Source organism: Cytobacillus purgationiresistens, from assembly GCF_030813235.1.
In the GTDB taxonomy this organism is placed as follows: Bacteria; Bacillota; Bacilli; order Bacillales; family Cytobacillaceae; genus Cytobacillus; species Cytobacillus purgationiresistens.
Window position 1 is genome coordinate 1 of the sequence record NZ_JAUSUB010000030.1, and the last position, 18,662, is coordinate 18,662.

18 protein-coding genes are annotated in these 18,662 nt (G+C 35.3%); 5 read left to right on the forward strand and 13 right to left on the reverse strand.

The features are described from left to right. Window positions 1–87 precede the first annotated feature (87 nt). Window positions 88–300, reverse strand: a complete 213-nt coding sequence (locus J2S17_RS23075; RefSeq protein ID WP_307478393.1) for an acetyltransferase — start codon at window positions 298–300, stop codon at window positions 88–90. A gap of 451 nt (window positions 301–751) precedes the next feature. Here J2S17_RS23075 and J2S17_RS23080 point away from each other — a divergent pair, with 451 nt between their 5' ends. The 4 genes from J2S17_RS23080 to J2S17_RS23095 are packed head-to-tail and all read left to right on the forward strand — an operon-like array spanning window position 752 to window position 3,470. Then, on the forward strand, window positions 752–1,483 hold the full coding sequence (locus J2S17_RS23080) for an IclR family transcriptional regulator (protein ID WP_307478394.1): 732 nt from the start codon (window positions 752–754) through the stop codon (window positions 1,481–1,483). A gap of 35 nt (window positions 1,484–1,518) precedes the next feature. Then, window positions 1,519–2,697 carry an MFS transporter gene (locus tag J2S17_RS23085; RefSeq protein WP_307478395.1) on the forward strand — a complete coding sequence of 393 codons (1,179 nt, stop codon included), beginning with the start codon at window positions 1,519–1,521 and terminating at the stop codon, window positions 2,695–2,697. A 14-nt stretch (window positions 2,698–2,711) separates the two neighbouring features. Then, window positions 2,712–3,167, forward strand: a complete 456-nt coding sequence (locus J2S17_RS23090; protein ID WP_307478397.1) for a heme-degrading domain-containing protein — start codon at window positions 2,712–2,714, stop codon at window positions 3,165–3,167. Between the two features lie 15 nt (window positions 3,168–3,182). Beyond that, on the forward strand, window positions 3,183–3,470 hold the full coding sequence (locus J2S17_RS23095) for an antibiotic biosynthesis monooxygenase family protein (RefSeq protein WP_307478399.1): 288 nt from the start codon (window positions 3,183–3,185) through the stop codon (window positions 3,468–3,470). A 627-nt stretch (window positions 3,471–4,097) separates the two neighbouring features. On the opposite strand, the gene J2S17_RS23100 is transcribed toward J2S17_RS23095, so the two are convergent. The 9 genes from J2S17_RS23100 to solA all read right to left on the reverse strand — a co-directional run bounded on the left by J2S17_RS23100 (window position 4,098) and on the right by solA (window position 13,534). Beyond that, window positions 4,098–4,757 (reverse strand): zf-HC2 domain-containing protein, encoded by a 660-nt coding sequence (locus tag J2S17_RS23100; RefSeq protein ID WP_307478401.1) that lies wholly within the window; start codon window positions 4,755–4,757, stop codon window positions 4,098–4,100. Next, window positions 4,744–5,238, reverse strand: coding sequence for an RNA polymerase sigma factor (locus J2S17_RS23105; RefSeq protein ID WP_307478402.1), 495 nt, complete (start codon window positions 5,236–5,238; stop codon window positions 4,744–4,746). The genes J2S17_RS23100 and J2S17_RS23105 overlap by 14 nt, the downstream gene beginning before the upstream one ends. A gap of 238 nt (window positions 5,239–5,476) precedes the next feature. After that, window positions 5,477–5,674 (reverse strand): hypothetical protein, encoded by a 198-nt coding sequence (locus J2S17_RS23110; RefSeq protein ID WP_307478404.1) that lies wholly within the window; start codon window positions 5,672–5,674, stop codon window positions 5,477–5,479. Window positions 5,675–5,700: 26 nt separating this feature from the next. Then, window positions 5,701–6,138 (reverse strand): cell wall hydrolase, encoded by a 438-nt coding sequence (locus J2S17_RS23115; protein WP_307478406.1) that lies wholly within the window; start codon window positions 6,136–6,138, stop codon window positions 5,701–5,703. Window positions 6,139–6,688: 550 nt separating this feature from the next. Next, window positions 6,689–8,116, reverse strand: coding sequence for an aspartate ammonia-lyase (aspA, locus tag J2S17_RS23120; protein WP_307478408.1), 1,428 nt, complete (start codon window positions 8,114–8,116; stop codon window positions 6,689–6,691). An 858-nt stretch (window positions 8,117–8,974) separates the two neighbouring features. Continuing rightward, a complete protein-coding gene (locus tag J2S17_RS23125; RefSeq protein ID WP_307478410.1) occupies window positions 8,975–9,892 on the reverse strand; it encodes an EamA family transporter in 918 nt (305 codons plus the stop codon). A gap of 332 nt (window positions 9,893–10,224) precedes the next feature. Beyond that, a complete protein-coding gene (locus J2S17_RS23130; protein ID WP_307478411.1) occupies window positions 10,225–10,848 on the reverse strand; it encodes a kinase in 624 nt (207 codons plus the stop codon). Window positions 10,849–11,751: 903 nt separating this feature from the next. Continuing rightward, window positions 11,752–12,291, reverse strand: coding sequence for a cupin domain-containing protein (locus J2S17_RS23135; protein WP_307478412.1), 540 nt, complete (start codon window positions 12,289–12,291; stop codon window positions 11,752–11,754). Between the two features lie 112 nt (window positions 12,292–12,403). Further along, entirely contained in the window at window positions 12,404–13,534 is a 1,131-nt protein-coding gene (gene solA / locus J2S17_RS23140) for an N-methyl-L-tryptophan oxidase (protein WP_307478413.1), read from the reverse strand. Window positions 13,535–14,093: 559 nt separating this feature from the next. Here solA and J2S17_RS23145 point away from each other — a divergent pair. Next, a complete protein-coding gene (locus J2S17_RS23145) occupies window positions 14,094–14,546 on the forward strand; it encodes an AraC family transcriptional regulator (protein WP_307478414.1) in 453 nt (150 codons plus the stop codon). 560 nt (window positions 14,547–15,106) lie between these two features. Here the strand turns inward: J2S17_RS23145 and J2S17_RS23150 are convergent. The 3 genes from J2S17_RS23150 to J2S17_RS23160 all read right to left on the reverse strand — a co-directional run bounded on the left by J2S17_RS23150 (window position 15,107) and on the right by J2S17_RS23160 (window position 18,448). Beyond that, window positions 15,107–15,709 carry a DUF4256 domain-containing protein gene (locus J2S17_RS23150; RefSeq protein WP_370875108.1) on the reverse strand — a complete coding sequence of 201 codons (603 nt, stop codon included), beginning with the start codon at window positions 15,707–15,709 and terminating at the stop codon, window positions 15,107–15,109. A 504-nt stretch (window positions 15,710–16,213) separates the two neighbouring features. Then, window positions 16,214–16,435 (reverse strand): hypothetical protein, encoded by a 222-nt coding sequence (locus tag J2S17_RS23155; RefSeq protein WP_307478415.1) that lies wholly within the window; start codon window positions 16,433–16,435, stop codon window positions 16,214–16,216. Window positions 16,436–16,774: 339 nt separating this feature from the next. After that, window positions 16,775–18,448, reverse strand: coding sequence for a catalase (locus tag J2S17_RS23160; protein ID WP_370875109.1), 1,674 nt, complete (start codon window positions 18,446–18,448; stop codon window positions 16,775–16,777). Window positions 18,449–18,662: the final 214 nt, after the last annotated feature.

Genomic DNA, 18,662 nt, shown 5'->3' on the forward strand with positions numbered 1-18,662 from the left:
GCGTTCTCTTTTAGTCATGTAGATTCTCCTTGAAAGTATTATATGTAGTCTACTTGACCTTAAAAATTCTGTCTAACTAAGTGTAGCCTATCCAACCCATAGGAAATCAATATGTAGGTTATACCAAAAAATTATTCCTGTTATGCCCCCTAAAATGTCTCCTCCTTCGTCCCTAAGAATAAAACTAACATTTTTAACTGGATGTTTAACATCATCTGGTAGATTAGAAAGGTTATGTTCAATCACTTTTTTTCGAATGTATTCACTATCTTCTTGATTCCATTGTTGAGTTATTATCATAAATTCCCCTCCCTATGCCGTTGAATTCATATTTATCATTTTTCCTTCTTCCACTAAACTGCCCCTTTAGCAACACAAGAATAGGAGCTTCCCTCTATAAGGAGAGAATCCAATTCTCTTTAAACTAATAAATGCAGCCCTATAATTAATAAAAATTAGCGATTTCAGCTAAATGTATGAATTCACTCTTAAGAATACTCATTGGGAGTGGGTCAACATACACACCATTTCTCAGCCTGCCTTGCCTTAATATTCCTTCTTCTACATAACCTCTCTGCTTATATGAATAATACATTTTATATTTTGTATACTACACCTTAAAAGAAAGTGTACTTAAAATACTAGCGTTATTTTAAAGGTGTTGTTTCAAATATAGAAACTTTTTCTCTTTTTTTGAATTTTACACCTCAACATTTTATTATGAACAACGTACGAAAGAGAGGTGAATCCATTGAAGCAATACGAAGTAGCTACACTAAAAAAAGGACTTTTAATATTAGATGCTTTGCACGAAAAAGATATGACACTTAATGAAGTCATACAAACATTCTCATTTAATAAATCAACAGCTTTTCGTTTGTTATACACCCTTGAAATAATGGGCTATGTCAAAAAAATTGATAATTCCTATAGTCTTACTAATAAGATGGGATCTTTATCTACTTCCTTTAATTCAAAAGCAAATTGGTTATCGGTTCCACCTTTATATGAGTTGAGTAGAGAAGTTGGGGAAACAGCCTATGTTGGAATTCTTTATGGCACTGAAATAGTCACCGTACAAGTTGTTGACGGCACTCATTCTATGAGAGCACACTCAGAGGTTGGTGAGCGGACTCCTGTACATTTAAGCGCTCTAGGAAAAGTCATATTAGCTTTTTTAGACAAAACTAATCTCGAAAGAATCCTTAAAGAATTAATATTAGTACAAAATACAAAAAATACATTTGTAGACCTGCACTTATTAAAAGAACACCTAAAGGTCATTCGTAAGCAAGGATACTCAGTAGATGACGAGGAGACAGAAATAGGCCTACGCTGTATTGCTGCTCCTGTCATATTTGAGGGGAATATGATTTCAGCAGTAGCGATAGCTGGTCCAACACTTCGTTTAAATAAAAAATTAGATAAAACTTTGAGTAAGAAACTTGTTCAATGTAGTTCGCGTATATCAAAAATGCTTTGATGGAAAAACCCATATATGTTAAGGAGGGGGAATATATGCCAACAAAAGTATACTTTGCTTTATTTTCTTTGGCCATTAGTGCTTTTGCTATAGGAACAACCGAGTTCGTTATTGTAGGTTTACTTCAAACAGTTGCTGATGATCTATCTATTTCTGTGACAAAAGCCGGCACTTTAGTTTCTGGTTATGCGGTAGCAATAGCTGTTGGAACACCTATTGTAACAGCTATTACAGGACGTATTCCTAAAAAAGGCTATTTACTTATCTTAATGTTGGTTTTTATTTTAGGTAACGCAATTTCAGCCATTGCAGAAACATATGAAGTATTAATGATCTCACGAGTTATTACTGCTATCGCACATGGTGTGTTTTTTGCTATTGCAGTCACAGTGGCTGCCGATATCGTACCAGAAAACAAAAAAGGAACAGCAATTTCAATTATGTTTTCAGGCTTAACAGTATCAACCATAGCTGGAGTCCCAATGGGGACGTATATAGGTCAACTTTTTGGATGGCGTGCCACATTCGGTGCTGTAGCTATACTAGGGGTTATCGGGCTAGTTGTTAATGTATTTGCCATTGATAAAGTAAAAAAACAAGCATATCCACTTACATTAAAAGATGTAGGACAATTTGTGAAAAATAAACGAATTCTCTTGGCATTATTAATGACTGCCTTAGGTTTTGGTGGAACTTTTTCGTTGTTTACCTACCTCTCTCCTATACTGGAAAATATCAGTGGGTACTCATCAGGGTCTATTTCATTGTTGCTTTTAGTTTATGGAGTTGCCGTTGCCATTGGAAATATAGTCGGTGGGAAAATGGCCAATCAGCATCCAGTTAAATCTTTACGCTACGTCTTTTTACTCCAAGGAATCGTACTTTTATTACAAATGGTACTACTACCTAGTAAAGTATTAAGTATTTTATCTATTATTTTATTAGGTTTATTTGCATTTATGATGTCTCCAGGAGTTCAAGCGTACATTATAACGCTTGCTGAAAAATTGGTTCCCTCTGCAAAAGATTTTGCGTCTGCATTAAATATATCAGCCTTTAATGTAGGAATCGCTGCAGGATCTACTTTAGGTGGATTAGCAATAGACAATTTAACATATATCGATACGGCATGGATTGGTGCAATTATGGTGGCATTCGCATTTCTTCTATCCGTACTGAATTATAGATTAGATAAAAAACAAAAATTATTTTAAGGGAGAGTTTATTTATGAATTTACAACAACTCGAAAACGTAGAAAACGAATTGCAATTTGAAGTATTCACCAATGAAGATGCGCTAAATCTGGGCATGACATTAATTGATTATGCAAAAGAGAATAATAAAGCAGTAGCTATTCATATTGAACGTAATCGAGTACCTTTATTTACCCACCTAATGTATGGTACATCTGAAGAAAATGTATTCTGGCTAAACCGAAAAAAACGCATAGTGGATCATTACAATAGAAGCTCACATTATATTGGAGCCAGATTCGAAGAGCAAGGAACGACTCATGATGAAAGCTCCCTTCTTCAATCATCAGAATATCAAGCTATAGGCGGATCTTTCCCGATTCGCATTAAAGACGTAGGCGTTATTGGAAGTGTAACAGTAGCAGGGCTTACACCTCAACTTGATCACGATTATGCTGTCGAGGGAATAAAACGTTTCTTAAAAAAATAAGGAGTTTATGAATGAATGGTTATCGAACATGCCATGTTGATTATCAAAGAAGAGTTAGTGGAAGAATTTATACCAACAATAAACGAAGTATTCCCTATTTTAAGCAGTTCTGAGGGGTACTTATCTCACAAACTGATTCGAAATAAAGATAATCGAACTCATTTTATACTCGTTGTCCATTGGAATAGTTTAGAAGATCATCTTGATGGCTTCGTAGGGAGTGCTAAATTCAAGAAATGGGATTCAATGCTTAGAAGCTTCTTTGATGGTTATCCAAAAGTCTTGCACTATACAGAACTATAATATGTTTATTTATCAAAGCCTACCTAACTGAACATGTACCTTTCAAGCATGCAGTTATAAATAACTTCCTTTATGTGGCATGAGTTCGGTATTCAACTGGACTCATGCCATATTTTTTTGAATGTCAATAATTTTTAAAGAGTGGATGAATGCTGCTTTTAAACTATACCCACCGAGACTAATGATAATAAAAACAAAAAACCATTTTAAAACTAAATTATTCAACAATATGTCCCGATTGTTGAATAGTATGTAGGTAGTACTGTGTTAATATTAGCGATACAAATTGCTATAAAATTTAATTTAAACATTTTGAGCACCTTCAAAAATAGTTAGGCTCATATTCTACTTGAATACATTATATCCCTGCTCTGTTTTAGTTATTAATACTTCTTAAACAAAACTGCCCATCTGTGAAATAAGAAAAGGCTGTCTTTATGACAGCCCTGGATCTTTTACTAATGTCCCCGTTGTTCGAAAAGCAAAAGCAATTCTTAATCAGGAATCGCATTTAATTGGATGAAGACCTAAAATATTGTTGCACAACTGGAATACTATAGCTCCATTACTTGTCTATTAACACTCTAAATTACCCACAGCATAATGACCTATTCTCAAGCATCTTATTTATTTCTCCCAAATCAATACAGCTCGTTCTAAAATTGAGACCCAAGAATCTTTTCCAGCAGTGATTTTTTCTACATCAAAATCCACATAGTACACAGCATCAATTTTTTCACTTTCAGAAAGTTTAAAGGTATATTCTTGTTCATTAAGACTTTTTTCATTATTAATAAGGTTTCTCGAAGGAGAATCGGCAATGGTTTTTGTATAAAAAATAAAACTCACATTCTTTTTCTCGCCATCAATTTCAAGTGGCATAGGATGCGTTTCGTTAATACCAGCATAGCTTTCACCAAAATACTGGGAAACCAATTGATTATCATTTTGTATTTCAATTTTAACTAGATTGTCCGAATATGGAATAACCGTTTCATAATAAAAAACATACGAAAACGCCCCCATTAAAATAATTGCCGTGGCTAAAATGGAAACCATTGAGATCATTATTTTTTTCTTACGCCATTTTTTACTGACTTTATTAAAAAGAGAGACTTTATTTTCAACGGGAATATAAAGATTTTTTTTCATGGACTCATATTCCATTTGACACTTATCACAATGCTGTAAATGCTCGTCTACCATTTCTTTTGTATCTTGACTAACTACTTCATCAATATAAAGAGGTAAAACATCTTGAATGATTGTGCATTTAATCTCTTTCATGATTCATCTCCTCCATATACTCAATAATTTTTTTCCTCGCTCTGTAAAAGGTCACCCTTGCCCACCCTGCGCTTTTTCCAAAAAGTCTCCCAATTTTCTCATAAGGCAGTTCGCCAAAAGTGCGTAGTGAAAAGACTTCCTTATATGGTTCATCCATCAAGTGAAGAAACTGATGAACAGTAAAGGCATCTTCTTCATTCATCAAATGCTTTACAATTTGAACTCCCGTACTTGGTTCTTCTTTTACATCTAAATCTATTTGTCTTTTTTTTCTTTTGTAATGAGAGAAATATGTATTTTTTGCAATTGTAAAAAGCCACGCTCTAAGATCTTTAGAACCATCAAATGTTTCAATTGATTTTAACACTTTAAAAAATGCCTCTTGCGTAATTTCTTCCGCTATACTCTCATCGTGGCTTAATGATTTGATATACAAATAAACTTCTTTAAAGTATTCACGATAGATTTCCTCAAAGCCCATCTCTTTTCACCCCTTTCACTTATATAACTCCTAGCATTTAATTACGTTACAAACATATTTAAATATTTTACACTTGTAGCTATTAAAATTTTTCTAATCCTCAAATGATTCAGGATCAACATAATATATTTTTATTTACAGTAACTTCATTTACTCCTCTGATACTTCAATATATATTACTTCATTTCCTTAGACCATCTATTTCTAGATATTAAATGCAAACCTAAAACATATTAAACTAATCTGCCACGTTTGTGACATAAAGAAAAGCATCTCTTCTTAATGAAGAAATGCCCCCTTTCGTTAAAGTGTAATATTTCACAATCTTGCTTTCTTTGATAATTACTATTACTAAATGATTGATATAAGTAAAGAGAACACCCGCTAACCAGGAAGTTCCCTTTTTATTTCTTGAAATAAAAATATTCCAAAACACCGATGAAAAAAAGAGTAAGATAAACCTCACGTATAAACACTCTCACATGTTCCAGGCTTTGGTTCATAATAACAATGATTTTTAAATTGACCAGAAAAAGGTTGATCGTACCATGTTGGAGGGCATGGAGCATATGGATTGAAATACCACAGAGCATATTTCCCTGGGTGCTCTCTCCAGTTTTTCAAATTCTTTTCTGCCAATTTTTTTTCGGCAGATCTCGCTCTGTTATAAAAAACATTCCCTTTTTGAACAGCTTCAAAAGAATAATTTCCCCCTTGTATATGATAAATAACTTGTGGAATTGTTCTAACATCCTTAAAGTCTAAACAATCTGCAATCGCACGATTAACAATGACATTTCCAACGAATAACATTCCAAGTTGTCCTTCACCCTCGGCTTCCGCTCGCATCATCCTTGCCATTAAATCGACGTCTGAACTTGTATAATTTATTCTTGGCATTTTTTTCACCCCAAAAATATAATATGAAAAAAAGCCAACATTGATGTCATTATTTATAGCTTAGAGAACATTCTAAAAGCAAATGAGCATTCCATTGCAGAAAAAATAAGTGTGTACTGTACAATAAATGGGCAACTGAAAAAGCCACTCAGCTTAAAGCTGCGGCGGCTAGGAATCCATTCGAAATGACCGTTTATAAAAGCCATATTCTGAGTTATTCTACTTCAATACAAAGAGCATCTATAAAATTAGAAGCAGAAATAGGCGCGCTCGTTAAAGAAATTGAAGAATATACGATAGCACCTTACTAAAACAGCTTAAATGATTTCACAAACACTTGATTAATCGTAAGAAATAGGTTGCCATATGACAGCCTATTTCTCTTGCTATTGCGTCCTATTGAAATGCTACTACCTTTGTTCCACAAAAATACCATCGACAGGTCCAAAAGAAAAAGGTCATACCCTTAATTGAGTACCGACACCCTATCTGAAATAAGCCATAATAGGAATATTTTTTAAAATTAACAATCGTGTTTAATAAAATTTATTTAATCTCGGTCAAATAGAGATACTCCTGAAATGCCAGGGTTTGTCATTTCGTAAGGATTTAAAATAAGATTAAGTTCCTCTTCCGTTAATACATCATACTTCAGGCATAGTTCACGTACGGATTTACCCTCCATAATCGCTTCCCTTGCGATACGTGCTGCCACTTCATACCCAATATGCGGATTTACAGCAGTAATAATCCCTGCACTATTTTCCACATAAGCTTTTAGACGATCCTCATTGGCTTCAATACCTGCCAGACAATAGTCTGTAAAGGCACGAAATGCATTATTCATAATACTGATTGATTGAAGTAAGTTGAACACAAGGACAGGTTCCATTACATTTAGTTCAAGCTGACCCGCTTCAGAAGCAAGACAAATGGTATGATCATTGCCAATGACCTGGAAGGCTACTTGATTAATCATTTCAGGCATAACTGGATTAACTTTCCCTGGCATAATAGATGAGCCTGGCTGACGAGCAGGCAAGCTAATTTCCGCAAGGCCTGCACGAGGGCCAGATGCCATTAAACGCAAGTCATTCGAGATTTTAGACATATTCATCATGCATACTTTTAATGCAGCAGATACTTCTGTATAAGCGTCTGTATTTTGTGTTGCATCAACAAGATGCTCTGCACCAACAAGTGGAAGGCCACTAATATCCGCCAAATGCTTAACTACACTCTCGATATAACGAGGATCTGCATTCAACCCTGTTCCCACAGCTGTTGCTCCCATATTTATTTCATATAAATGCTGGCGAGATTGTTGAATGCGTTTAATATCCCGCGCTAGTACACGGCTATATGCTTCAAACTCTTGACCAAGACGGATTGGAACTGCATCTTGGAGATGTGTTCTACCCATTTTAATGACATGGTCGAATTGTTGTGCTTTTTTCTTAAAAGTTGCAAGCATATCTTGCATAGTATTTAACAATTTTTCGAGTAAATTAAGAGTGGCAATATGAATTGCAGTCGGGAAAACATCATTTGTTGATTGTGACATGTTCACATGACTATTTGGACTTAAATGGAGAGCATACTCCCCTTTATTTTTTCCAAGTAACTCCAAAGCGCGGTTAGCAATGACTTCGTTTGCATTCATATTCATGGATGTACCTGCACCACCTTGGATGGGATCCACGATAAAATGTTCATGCCATTTGCCTGCAATCACTTCGTCTGCTGCCTGAATAATCACCTGACCAAGTCCCTCGTACAATCTCTTTGTATCCATATTTGCTAAAGCAGCTGCTTTTTTAACGATTGCCAACGCTTTAATTAAGTCTTCATGAATACGATAGCCTGTTATTGGAAAGTTTTCGACTGCACGTAAAGTTTGGACCCCGTAATATGCATCTAAAGGTATTCCCTTTGATCCTAAGAAATCGCTTTCAATCCTTACATTATCATTTAACATTTTTATTTCGCCTCGCCCATCTTCTACATTTATGAAAGTATAACTTTTATTAAGAAGCTATCATTGCTTCTTATTTATGAACCTTCTGATTAAACTTCTCCAATATGAGATGCCTCCTAAATAATAGCACAATCTTTTTTTCTCCGAAAGGCTAAGAAGGTTAAACTGAACTTATTCCTATAACAAGAAACTAAGAGCCTTCTACTGAAATTCAGTAGTTTTCATTTTACTCCTCTTTAATTCTATATACAGGTAATACCTTTAAACAATGAAGCAATATATTTTTTTGAATTTTATAACATTTATTAACTTTCCGATACTCTCAAAATATCTTTTCTCAGAAAGAAAACTAATAAATATACTAGTGATCTTATTGTACAAACAGTTCGATCGGTCCATCAATCACTTCAGAAATTTGCTTAAGCATACTTTTAGGAGATAATGCTTCCGGTCCTGTTAAATCGTATACTTTTTCATGATGCCCCTCTTCTGTAAGTGCCTCTACTGCAACAGTAGCAATATCAGCTTATGAATTCTGGCACTTAAAGTCCATTAATGCCACAATTCTTCTAACACCAGCTTCTTTAGCCATTTGAACAATTCTTTTATTTGCCAAGTATTTAGCGTCTGATTGATCACTTTGAGTAATTAAAAATAAACTTTTAACATTATTTAAATGAGATTGTAAAGACTCAGGCCTATCAAGATTGCAACGTATCCTGTCCATCAATATAAATGAATAAGTATTGGGGTTGTTGCTATTATGGTAATAGAACTTAAACTAAACTGCACCTATTGTTATAAATAAAAAAGACGATTCAAAACCCCTTCAGCATTTAGACGGAAGGGGTTTCGATGTTAACTAGCCTTCATTTTCCCAGGGTTTTCTTGGAATGAATTTGCTTTCCCTTTGGCATTTGGGCGATTGCCGAATATGATGGCAACTACAATAATACAAACGCCTATCCACTGTGCCAGCTGTAATTTTTCGTCTAAAAAGACTAATGACATAAATAACGCAACCGGCAATTCCGAGGATGATAAAATGGTGCCAAGCCCCGCTCCAACATGCGGCATGCCAATCGCAAATAACAGCGGCGGCAGCATGACACCAAAAAGGCCAAGAAACAGGCTATAGGGGGTAATTGCCGCTGCTGTAGCAAAATCAAAGTAAAATATAGGTGGAAAAATAACAAACGTAGTAATTAATCCCCCAAGAGCGAATATCGCACTGCGCTGAATCGGCGGCAGCTCTTTCCCCACTGTCCCACTTACATATGCGAAGGCAGAGAATGAGCAAGCAGCAAGTAATCCCCATACCATGCCTGTTATAGAAAGATTGCTAAATCCATTAGATAAAACGCCAGCAGCTAAAATGGAACCAATTAATAGCATGAAAATGGTAAATAGCTTTTGCTTGCTCGGCTTTTTATGATCGATCAAGTATTCTACTAATGTCCCGATCCATACAAATTGGAATAAGAATATAATAGCTAATGAAGCGTCTAACGTTTGCAATGACTGATAATAAAAAATCCCAGTAAGCGCCATTGGTATGCCACCAAAAGCGATTGTAGAAAACCTTTTTATACTTACCTTTTGTTTTTTGGTAAATAGTACAAGCAACCAAATCAATAAGGTACCTGCAATAAACTGGCTTCCTGTAACCTGGGCCAACCCAAACCCTTGCCCATAGGCCAATTTAACAAAGGTAGACAAAACCCCAAAGCAGGCGCCTCCTAGAAAAACAGCTAACGGATAAATCCACTGATTCATTTTTATTCTCCTCCTTATAAAAACATTTCAAATGCAAATAAAAAAGCCACACACTTAAGAGAAAATAAGTGTGTGGCGAAAAAAGAGAGAAAATCTCCCTTGAAAAGTCCACAAATCCAAAAAGGTTTTGTAATTTAATTGTTATTTACGTTAGAAATATTAACGCTGAAATCAGGTTATGTCAAGGTAATATTCAAGATTTTAATAAAAGAGATCATGCATCATGTTTCTTATTATACTATTTATTTGATCGTAATTCTATGTTATATACTGGTTCTTCCCCGATTCACTATGTATTCCTTCTTGAGCTAAACTCCCTGTTAATAGTAAAATCATAAAAAGCTATTATAGATTTTTGAAGCTTCTTTCCTCGGATGCTGAGTCTTTAAATAATAGTCTTCTCCTAGCCAATACCTCTTTTTATATTTATTTAACCTTTCTTCGGAATCACCAGTAACCAACTCTCGTTTTAACACTCTTTCATATCTTATCTCTCGTGGACAGTCTAAAAACAATGTATAATCATAAAACTTTTTCCATTCTTTTCTTAGCAAAAATATACCTTCAATTAAGATGATGCTTTCTGGTGTTATCTTAATTTTTTTAAAAGTATTGGTATCTGTAGACTTATTATAAAAAGGCAACGTTAATTCTTTGTCTCGATTATGTATTTTCTTAAATAAGTCGTTCGTTATCATTTCTATATTCCATTGCAAATAGTAATACTCATACCATTCATCATATCCCGTATGATACCTTTTGCTGCTTTCTACTATATGATCATCAATGTGAATCACACTTACAATACATTTATTTTTAAGCTCTCTCTCAAGTTGTGTTACTAATGTTGATTTTCCGGCTCCACTTAAACCATCTATTCCAACAATTAACGGACGTTTTTTTTGGGGATGCACTTTGAATTGATTGAGTATTTCGTTTGTCATTTCTCTGAACATATTTAGTTCCCTTCCTCTTACTGATATAAATATCCAGTTACATGAGACTTCTTAACCTCTTAAATGCCGAATGAACAGTTAACCGATGAAATGTAATAAGCTCCCCTTTGAAAACAACAGAATATATGCCATAAGGAGTCGGTGATAATTCCATTAACTGTTTTTTATTTTTGATATCAATGATTCGCACAGTCAGGTCTAACCTTTTGGCAGCTGTTATGATATTTTCTGTTGCAATCTCGACATATGGACATTGGAAAGAGCGTAAAATGGTAAAGTCATAGAACTTTTGGACGCTCTCATTCCAATTGCTTGGAAAACAAGGTGTTGATTCGTAAACATCAGCATAGAAATGATAAATAAGTAATTCAAAATGATAGGGTCCTTTCTCAATTTGCTTAAAATTATTTTTTATAAAAATGTCTTTACTTGGGGTCCATGATGTTTCAGGGTTTGTGATGACTACTACGCCTAGTTTTAATAGATTTTTTGCATGATGGATACCGTTATTTTTATTTACATATCCCTGAGACTTTTTTGCTTCGCAAGCAGTAACTTCCCGTACCCTCTAGCAGTTCACTATCTAGTTCTATTATCTTAGTTTCTGACATCATGATCCCCCTTTACATTCAAATATTTCTATAAACAGCGCACTAGTTCCTCTAATGCCTTACTCATTCGTTAGAAATAACAAATCGTCCAATCTAAGTGCGAAGAAGATATATTCGGAGAAAAATGAAAAAAAACCTGAGTCCATATCAATATCGGACTCAGGTTTTTTTCTGTCTATTTAACAAGGATCACTTTAATATACAGAGATCATCTTAGTTTAAAATGTCCTTTACATAGAATACTGATTAGATAGGTTCAGGCTTTATGAGTGTTAAAAAATCAGATTATATGTCAAATTACCCCACCTTGATAATATAAATAACGATGGTTTTCTTCTTGTTCCATTGCAATAGCTTTCGTTTGCTGAACAGTACCATGCGGATGGTGAGGTGGCGCATAAATAGAATAAAGCTTAAGCGGGACATTACCAGTGTTGGTTACATTATGCCATTTTCCCGCAGGTATCATGATCGCATCATCTTGGTGAACATTTTGTACATAATGTAAATAATTCACTTGATCACCCATTTGAACAACTCCTTGACCTTGTTCAATACGTAAAAATTGATCAGTTGCAGGGTGAATTTCTAAACCAATATCATCGCCAACATTAATACTCATCAACGTAACTTGCAAATGTGTTCCAGTCCATAAAGCCGTACGATAAGTATGGTTACTCTTAGTCGCCTCATCAATATTTACGACATATGGCTGTGCCCCATGATCTCTTACTCGATAGTTTCTTTGACCCTTTCTTAACCTATCGCCAGGGTTATATATTGCTGTATGTGCGTAATACTGGTAGGGATAAATTGGAGAATGGTAATACATGATGATCTTTCCCTTCACAAATTGGTATGGTCATCATATGCCTATTGTGTAGGGAATGTTCTTAATGGTATTTAATGTTTGTCACCTTTTAACTAATAATTTAATTAATGGCTTAGCTTATCTTTTTAAACCGATTCTGTTTAAAAGAAGAAAGATCAAATCTGTTTTGTCCAGTCGATATAAAATCACTCAATATTTCACCAACTACACTACCAAATTTAAACCCATGTCCTGAGAATCCAGCTGCAATTGCAATATTCTTAAATACTGGATGTTGATCTATAATAAAATCTTCATCTGTTGTCATCGTGTATAAACAAGTTTTACCCTCATTTAGAGTAAAGTCGTTTTCAGACATATGATCATTTAAAAATTTCTTCAGTTCCAAATCGTCCTTATCATTAAACTTACGAAGAGGTTTATCAGGATTCACAGGCACACCACCATCATGTCGACCTACTTTTATGCCTCTTCCATTTATACTTGGAAAGCCATAAAAGGTTCCGTTATCAGTCTCAAACGTGAAACATGGAAAGTTTGGATATTCATAGGAATTTTTCGCTTCATACCACCCAAAGGTTTTTCGCAATGGCTGTAGAGGCAATTCTAAATCAAGCATTTCCAAAATCCATTTAGACCAAGCTCCCGCCGCAACTATTAATGACTCCGCTTCAAAGCTCTGTTCTTTTGTTGAAACAACCACTTTATCAGAATTAGGCTTTATACTAACTACTTTTGAATTCGATCGTATTTCAGCTCCATTACTGCTAGCAAGATTACGGTATGAATTAATAATCTCTGATGTTTTTAAGATGCCTCCCATTGATTCAAAACACCCTATAAATGTTTCTGGAAGAGAAAAACCTTTCCATTTTTTATTGATCTCTTCAGAAGATAATACCTCCAAGGGAAGATTATATGTGGCTGAACCTGAAATGACATTTTTAATAAATGTCGAATCTTCCTTCCCACTATTTAAAACGCCTGTTTGCAGAAAAATAGATTCACTTGATTCTTTTTCTAGGTCTCTCCATAACTCATTTGCACGAAGAAGCAATGGTACATAATTTTCTCCTTCTCCATATGAAAAACGAATAATTCGAGTATCTCCGTGGTGGCTTCCTTTATCATGAGGAGGGTTATGGGAATCAAGCATTAACACGCGTTTTCCTCTTTTTGAAAGATAGTATCCTGCAGCAATCCCCATTGTACCAGCACCAATAATAATTGTGTCATAAACCATTCTCAAAACTCCTTTAATTTTCTGCCAATTATACTTGCTATCTAAACAAACTGCATTGATTGTACCTCATCGAAAAACCGTAATTTTATATTGCGGTTTTTCTGTTGAACTATTTTGAACTATTCTGCCCTATAGTCCAATAAGACAAGGTTGCTGAAATTATTATCAACATGATCACAACCAAAAAATACCAATATAACGAAAAATAGAAACTCAAGATTACACCTCATTTATTCCATAAATTCAAGTGTCTTCATATGCTCTAAAATTCTATCTAATTCGTTACAATTCCTTCTTAAACTAACTTCACTTTATTATGCTAATGCCCCCTATACCTTAAGTACTTATATTCACAAACTTTCATTTATTATAGCAATGCTGCTCCGTTACGTGAAAAGAAAAAGGGAAAATTCGTTATTGATTCACCACTATCCTTTAATACAAAAAAGAGAAATAACAAAATTACAAAAAGTTTTAAAAATAAAATGTATATTATTTTAAAGCGTGTTACATTCGAAATGTATCAAACAAATATAAACCAAGAAAGGAAGAATAATTGATGAAATTTAAAGTCGAAACACTTCCAAACTATCGTATCGCTTATGTACGACGAGTCGGTCCATATGGTCCCGCAAATATTGAAGTGATGGAAAAGTTGAAAAAATGGGCTAAGGAGAAAAAACTTCTTAAATCGAGTACTACACTACTTGCAATTCAGCAAGATAACCCTGAGACAATACTTCCTGAAAATTGTAGGTTTGATGCCTGTATTGTGCTATCAGAGGATTATCAAATGGATGATTCAATGAGCGAGAGGGAACTTTCTGGTGGAAAATACCTGGTTTATAAAGTTAAACATACAGCAGAAGATATTCAAAATGCATATGCTACTATTTTTCCATCTCTACAAAGCAATGGATATCAAATTGATAACAAACCAATTTTCGAAAGATACATTGGTGATATGAATAATAACCATTATTGCGAAATATGCGTACCTGTAAAACCATAATAGTCTGATTAGCTATGTTTTGTTTGATATTTTATCATCAACAAAAATTAAGAGAAGAACAAGTTGGTTATTAGTGCATATCACTTCTTGTTCTTCTGTTACTAACCTGCACCGTTTGTGCAATAAAAAACGATTCTTCGAATGAAAAATCGCCGACCATTTTAAATATAAGAAATTATAATTCTTTAAAATAGACTCTTTATTTGTTCAATTTTTTTGTATCAATAAATAGGCTTTGGGCGAGCAAATAGGCTAAGGAAGCAATAACCAATATTAATAATGGCAATGACAATATCTGACCAAAAACTTGCTCTTGATGTAAATTTGGTGTGTAAAAAATAGTTTGAATTAAACCTGAACCTATTTGAAATATAAAATAAAGCAATATAAAACTAATCAAAAAAACAAAATACTTTTTCATCATTATTAGCCCTTTAAATTAATTTAATTATCGTATACCATTTTTAGTTATTTCGCTAACCTGCCCGTTTTTTCCACAAGCAATAGAGCTTCCCTTATTTGAGGAAAGCCCCTGTTACCATTTAGTTGTCTATGAAATTTTAGACCCTTAGCGAGCCTCGGAACCCTCTTGCAGCATAGTAGGAGGAAGCACCGTTGTGATACAAAAAGACATGACCGAAACGACGATCGCAAAAAAGGGCACCACCGAGTTCTCTAATATTAGAAGGTGTTTGCACCCAGCTTGACGTTTTCAAATCGAAATTTCCAAGTTTCTGTAACGCTCGATATTGTTCTTCCGTTAAAAGCTCAATACCCATCGCGGCTGCCATATCAATAGCGTTATTTTCTGGTTTATGTTCTTTCCTTGACTCCAGTCCCTCGCGATCGTAACAAACACTTCTGCGACCTTTAGGGCTTTCCGCTGAACAATCATAAAAAACGTATTCTCCTGTCTCTTTATCATGGCCAACAACATCTGGTTCACCGCTAGTTCTTTCCATTTCATTAAGCGACCACAGTTTCTTAGTATTAGCTTCCAGCTTTGCTTGTACTTCAGCCCATTCAACCCCTTTATGGCGGTTCATGTTTTTCTCAAAGCGGTCTTTCAATATTTTAAGAAGTTCTTCTAGTGTCAATTCCTTTTTATTGTCAATGCCTTTTTTCTGTTTCATATTAGTTTGCTCCTTTTTATTTTCACTCATTATTTAAGTATGCATTAATATTATTCGTTTTATTATAGCACCTGTTAGTAAAATTCATATTTTATGGTGCGATATTCGCATAAACTATATGAAAAAATAATAATGGTAGTAATGGAACAGATAATATACTTTAACTTTATTCTAAATGAGCTAATAATCTAATTTGTAAACATGCTATATAGAATGAATAACCGTACTACAACAAAACAATCCATTGTTGGACCTAAAATTTGATCATTTCAATGAGCATTATTCACAAACGAACCTGACAGTTAGAACGACAACCCATTTCTTCTTGAACCATCTGCGCCATTAACTCAATGAAATAACAGATCATTTCGGTTCATCTTTTTTATAAACGGTACACCTTTTTTATAACAGCACAACTTTGTTTAAACTCAGCATTAAATAGAATCTTACAGTATTTCCCCTCTGAAAACTGCCGCTTTAGCGACATCAAAAATGGCAATCCACTATAATGAAGGATTGCGAATTTTTTTGCCTCTAATTTTCAAAAGCATATAAAAGAATTTCCATACCACTATGAGTCTTACGCCAATCGTAAACAATGATTACATCTGTGCCAGTTCTATTTTCTACATCTTTTTTAAATGCATTTTTTACTTCATCTATAATAATTCTCTTATGTTCGTATTTACCTGAATTTATTTCTTTTCTGTCATCGTATACAATTGTATAATCTACTAATTTATTTGAAATATTCATTTAACTCACCCCATAACTCCAGTTTAAGACAAATTAATCATTTAAACAACTATCTACCTTCTTTCACTAACCCCTGTTAGTCTAATAAAAAGAACTACTTTTCAGGTAGTCTCTTCTACAGTTATTTTGGCATCTGGTTGTGTTCACTTTTTTATCTGTAGCACACTTTTACTTTAGAAACCAATAGGGGCATTCCTTTTTTATTGGAACACCCCTTTAAGTGTATGAATTCACGATGCAGTTGGGCTCTTGCTTCACAGCTCTAAATAAGAAGATTCAAATAGCTTAAAGCGCCACTATTACAATACACCGTAATATTCTAGTATAATTCTAAAAAAATTACCCCTTTGTCTTCTTTTCAATTTGCCGGTCAACCCGTTCTCCCAGTTCAGGCGAGGCATTATATAGATAATTCATGACAATGCTTCTTGTTTCATGTGATATGCCGGCAAGATCGGTAGATAGATTATTCACTAGGTGTTCTTGCCCCACAGGAGAAAGAGCCTGATAATACTCGCCCGCCTGGGTAAAGTCGTCCTGTTTGGACAAATCAGACCGCTCAAGTTGACCCTTCACATATCTTCCTTCTCCGCTTGTTACAAGGTTCGCAGGCGACCAGTCTTGCTGATGGTTTACAGGTATGCCACGGAAGCTTGGTCCGAGGCGGCGGCGCTGAGAATCCCAATAGATATTGGCGCGTCCTTGCAGCATCTTATCGTCTGATAGTTCGGCACCTTCTAAAAGATTGGACGGTGAAAAGGCCACTTTCTCCACCTGCTCCATATAGTTATCCGGATTGCGGTTCAACACCATTCGGCCAACTGGTTTCAAAGGATACTGCTGTTCATCCCATACCTTCGTATCATCGAGCGGATCAAAAGGAAGCTTGGCTTCGTCTTCAGGATTCATGAGCTGCACATAAAGCCCATATTCTACAGTCTTTCCTGCGGCAATGGTATCGAATAAATCTTGGCCGGCAATATCAGGATTTTCGCCTGCCAACTTGGAGGCTTCTTGGCTGTCTATATACTTTTCGCCAGCCAAAGGAACCCAACGGTATTTCAGATAGCGGCGAACATCCTGCGCATTTCTCCAGACATAGGTATTCACACTATGGCCGGGGATGTGGCGAAGACTTTTTACAGTGCCTGCGTCAGAATAGAGCCTGACAACAAAATGAGTGGATTCCGGCGCCCTTGCGACGAAGCTCCAAAACCGTTCGGGATCAATCAGATTGTTTTTCGGCGATGGCAAGAAGGCTTTGATGGACTCGGGAAAACGAATGGCGTCACGTACGGAAAACACAGGGATATGGTTGCAGATCAAATCAAATATCCCCTCTTCAGTATAAAATTTGGTTGAAAACCCACGCACATTGCGGGAAGTATCCGGGGTGCCTTTCGTGCTAACAGCAAGCGAAAACCTCACCGTAACAGGAATCTGCTGTCCTGGGTTTTGCAAGAAACTGAGCTTTGTATATTCCGCCATGGAATTCATCGTTTCAAAGTAGCCAAAAGCACCATAGCCTTTTACATGTACCGGTCTTTCTATGATTTTTTCATGGACAAAAATCTCCAGGGTTTCATGCAAAATATTATCCTGCTCTAGGACGGGACCTCTTTCACCTACAGTCTGCGAATGTATTTCGGCTGGCAAATCCCCTGCCCACTTTGAAAGGCCGCGATCTTGATAATGCTCATCTTGTACCTCATTCTTTACTGAGGTCCTTTGAAAAGGCATTTCCTCTTTCTGTATTCTTGATGCTGTTTGATAATGGTTAGGATTTCTTTTAGTTTTCTCATTTTCCACAGCACTCTGTACTGAAGGTCTTCGTGAAGCCATTCCTTTAGCCTGACTTTTGGATTCTTTTAGCTGATTATTGGTCTTTCTTCTTTTGGATTTCTTCTCTTGCTCTAGATCCTGTGTATTTTTGGATATAGTACTTTTTAGGGGCGTTGTGCTTTTTAGAGGGTCTTTTGCTTCTAATTGGAACCATCCATTGTTTTCTTCCATATCCCTACCTCCCATGTCCACTAGTTAATTCTCTCTGATACTATATTATTTACGTATGCCTCCATTCAATTATGACTTGCGGTTTACTCTTATACCTCCTTTAAGCAATGATTAAGGCAAGAAAAACCAGTTGGTCTAACCTCACTGCGCTAACTGCATAATAAAATGGCGATTCCCTAAGAAATGCACTCTTTAACGACATCTAAAACCTAAT

Bases quoted from the DNA above. Each gene is read 5' to 3' on its own strand.
- J2S17_RS23075 (WP_307478393.1), bottom strand. From the start codon at position 300: ATGATAATAACTCAACAATGGAATCAAGAAGATAGTGAATACATTCGA.
- J2S17_RS23085 (WP_307478395.1), top strand. From the start codon at position 1,519: ATGCCAACAAAAGTATACTTTGCTTTATTTTCTTTGGCCATTAGTGCT.
- J2S17_RS23090 (WP_307478397.1), top strand. From the start codon at position 2,712: ATGAATTTACAACAACTCGAAAACGTAGAAAACGAATTGCAATTTGAA.
- J2S17_RS23095 (WP_307478399.1), top strand. From the start codon at position 3,183: ATGGTTATCGAACATGCCATGTTGATTATCAAAGAAGAGTTAGTGGAA.
- J2S17_RS23100 (WP_307478401.1), bottom strand. From the start codon at position 4,757: ATGAAAGAGATTAAATGCACAATCATTCAAGATGTTTTACCTCTTTAT.
- J2S17_RS23105 (WP_307478402.1), bottom strand. From the start codon at position 5,238: ATGGGCTTTGAGGAAATCTATCGTGAATACTTTAAAGAAGTTTATTTG.
- J2S17_RS23115 (WP_307478406.1), bottom strand. From the start codon at position 6,138: ATGCCAAGAATAAATTATACAAGTTCAGACGTCGATTTAATGGCAAGG.
- aspA (WP_307478408.1), bottom strand. From the start codon at position 8,116: ATGTTAAATGATAATGTAAGGATTGAAAGCGATTTCTTAGGATCAAAG.
- J2S17_RS23125 (WP_307478410.1), bottom strand. From the start codon at position 9,892: ATGAATCAGTGGATTTATCCGTTAGCTGTTTTTCTAGGAGGCGCCTGC.
- J2S17_RS23130 (WP_307478411.1), bottom strand. From the start codon at position 10,848: ATGTTCAGAGAAATGACAAACGAAATACTCAATCAATTCAAAGTGCAT.
- J2S17_RS23135 (WP_307478412.1), bottom strand. From the start codon at position 12,291: ATGTATTACCATTCTCCAATTTATCCCTACCAGTATTACGCACATACA.
- solA (WP_307478413.1), bottom strand. From the start codon at position 13,534: ATGGTTTATGACACAATTATTATTGGTGCTGGTACAATGGGGATTGCT.
- J2S17_RS23145 (WP_307478414.1), top strand. From the start codon at position 14,094: ATGAAATTTAAAGTCGAAACACTTCCAAACTATCGTATCGCTTATGTA.
- J2S17_RS23150 (WP_370875108.1), bottom strand. From the start codon at position 15,709: ATGAGTGAAAATAAAAAGGAGCAAACTAATATGAAACAGAAAAAAGGC.
- J2S17_RS23155 (WP_307478415.1), bottom strand. From the start codon at position 16,435: ATGAATATTTCAAATAAATTAGTAGATTATACAATTGTATACGATGAC.
- J2S17_RS23160 (WP_370875109.1), bottom strand. From the start codon at position 18,448: ATGGAAGAAAACAATGGATGGTTCCAATTAGAAGCAAAAGACCCTCTA.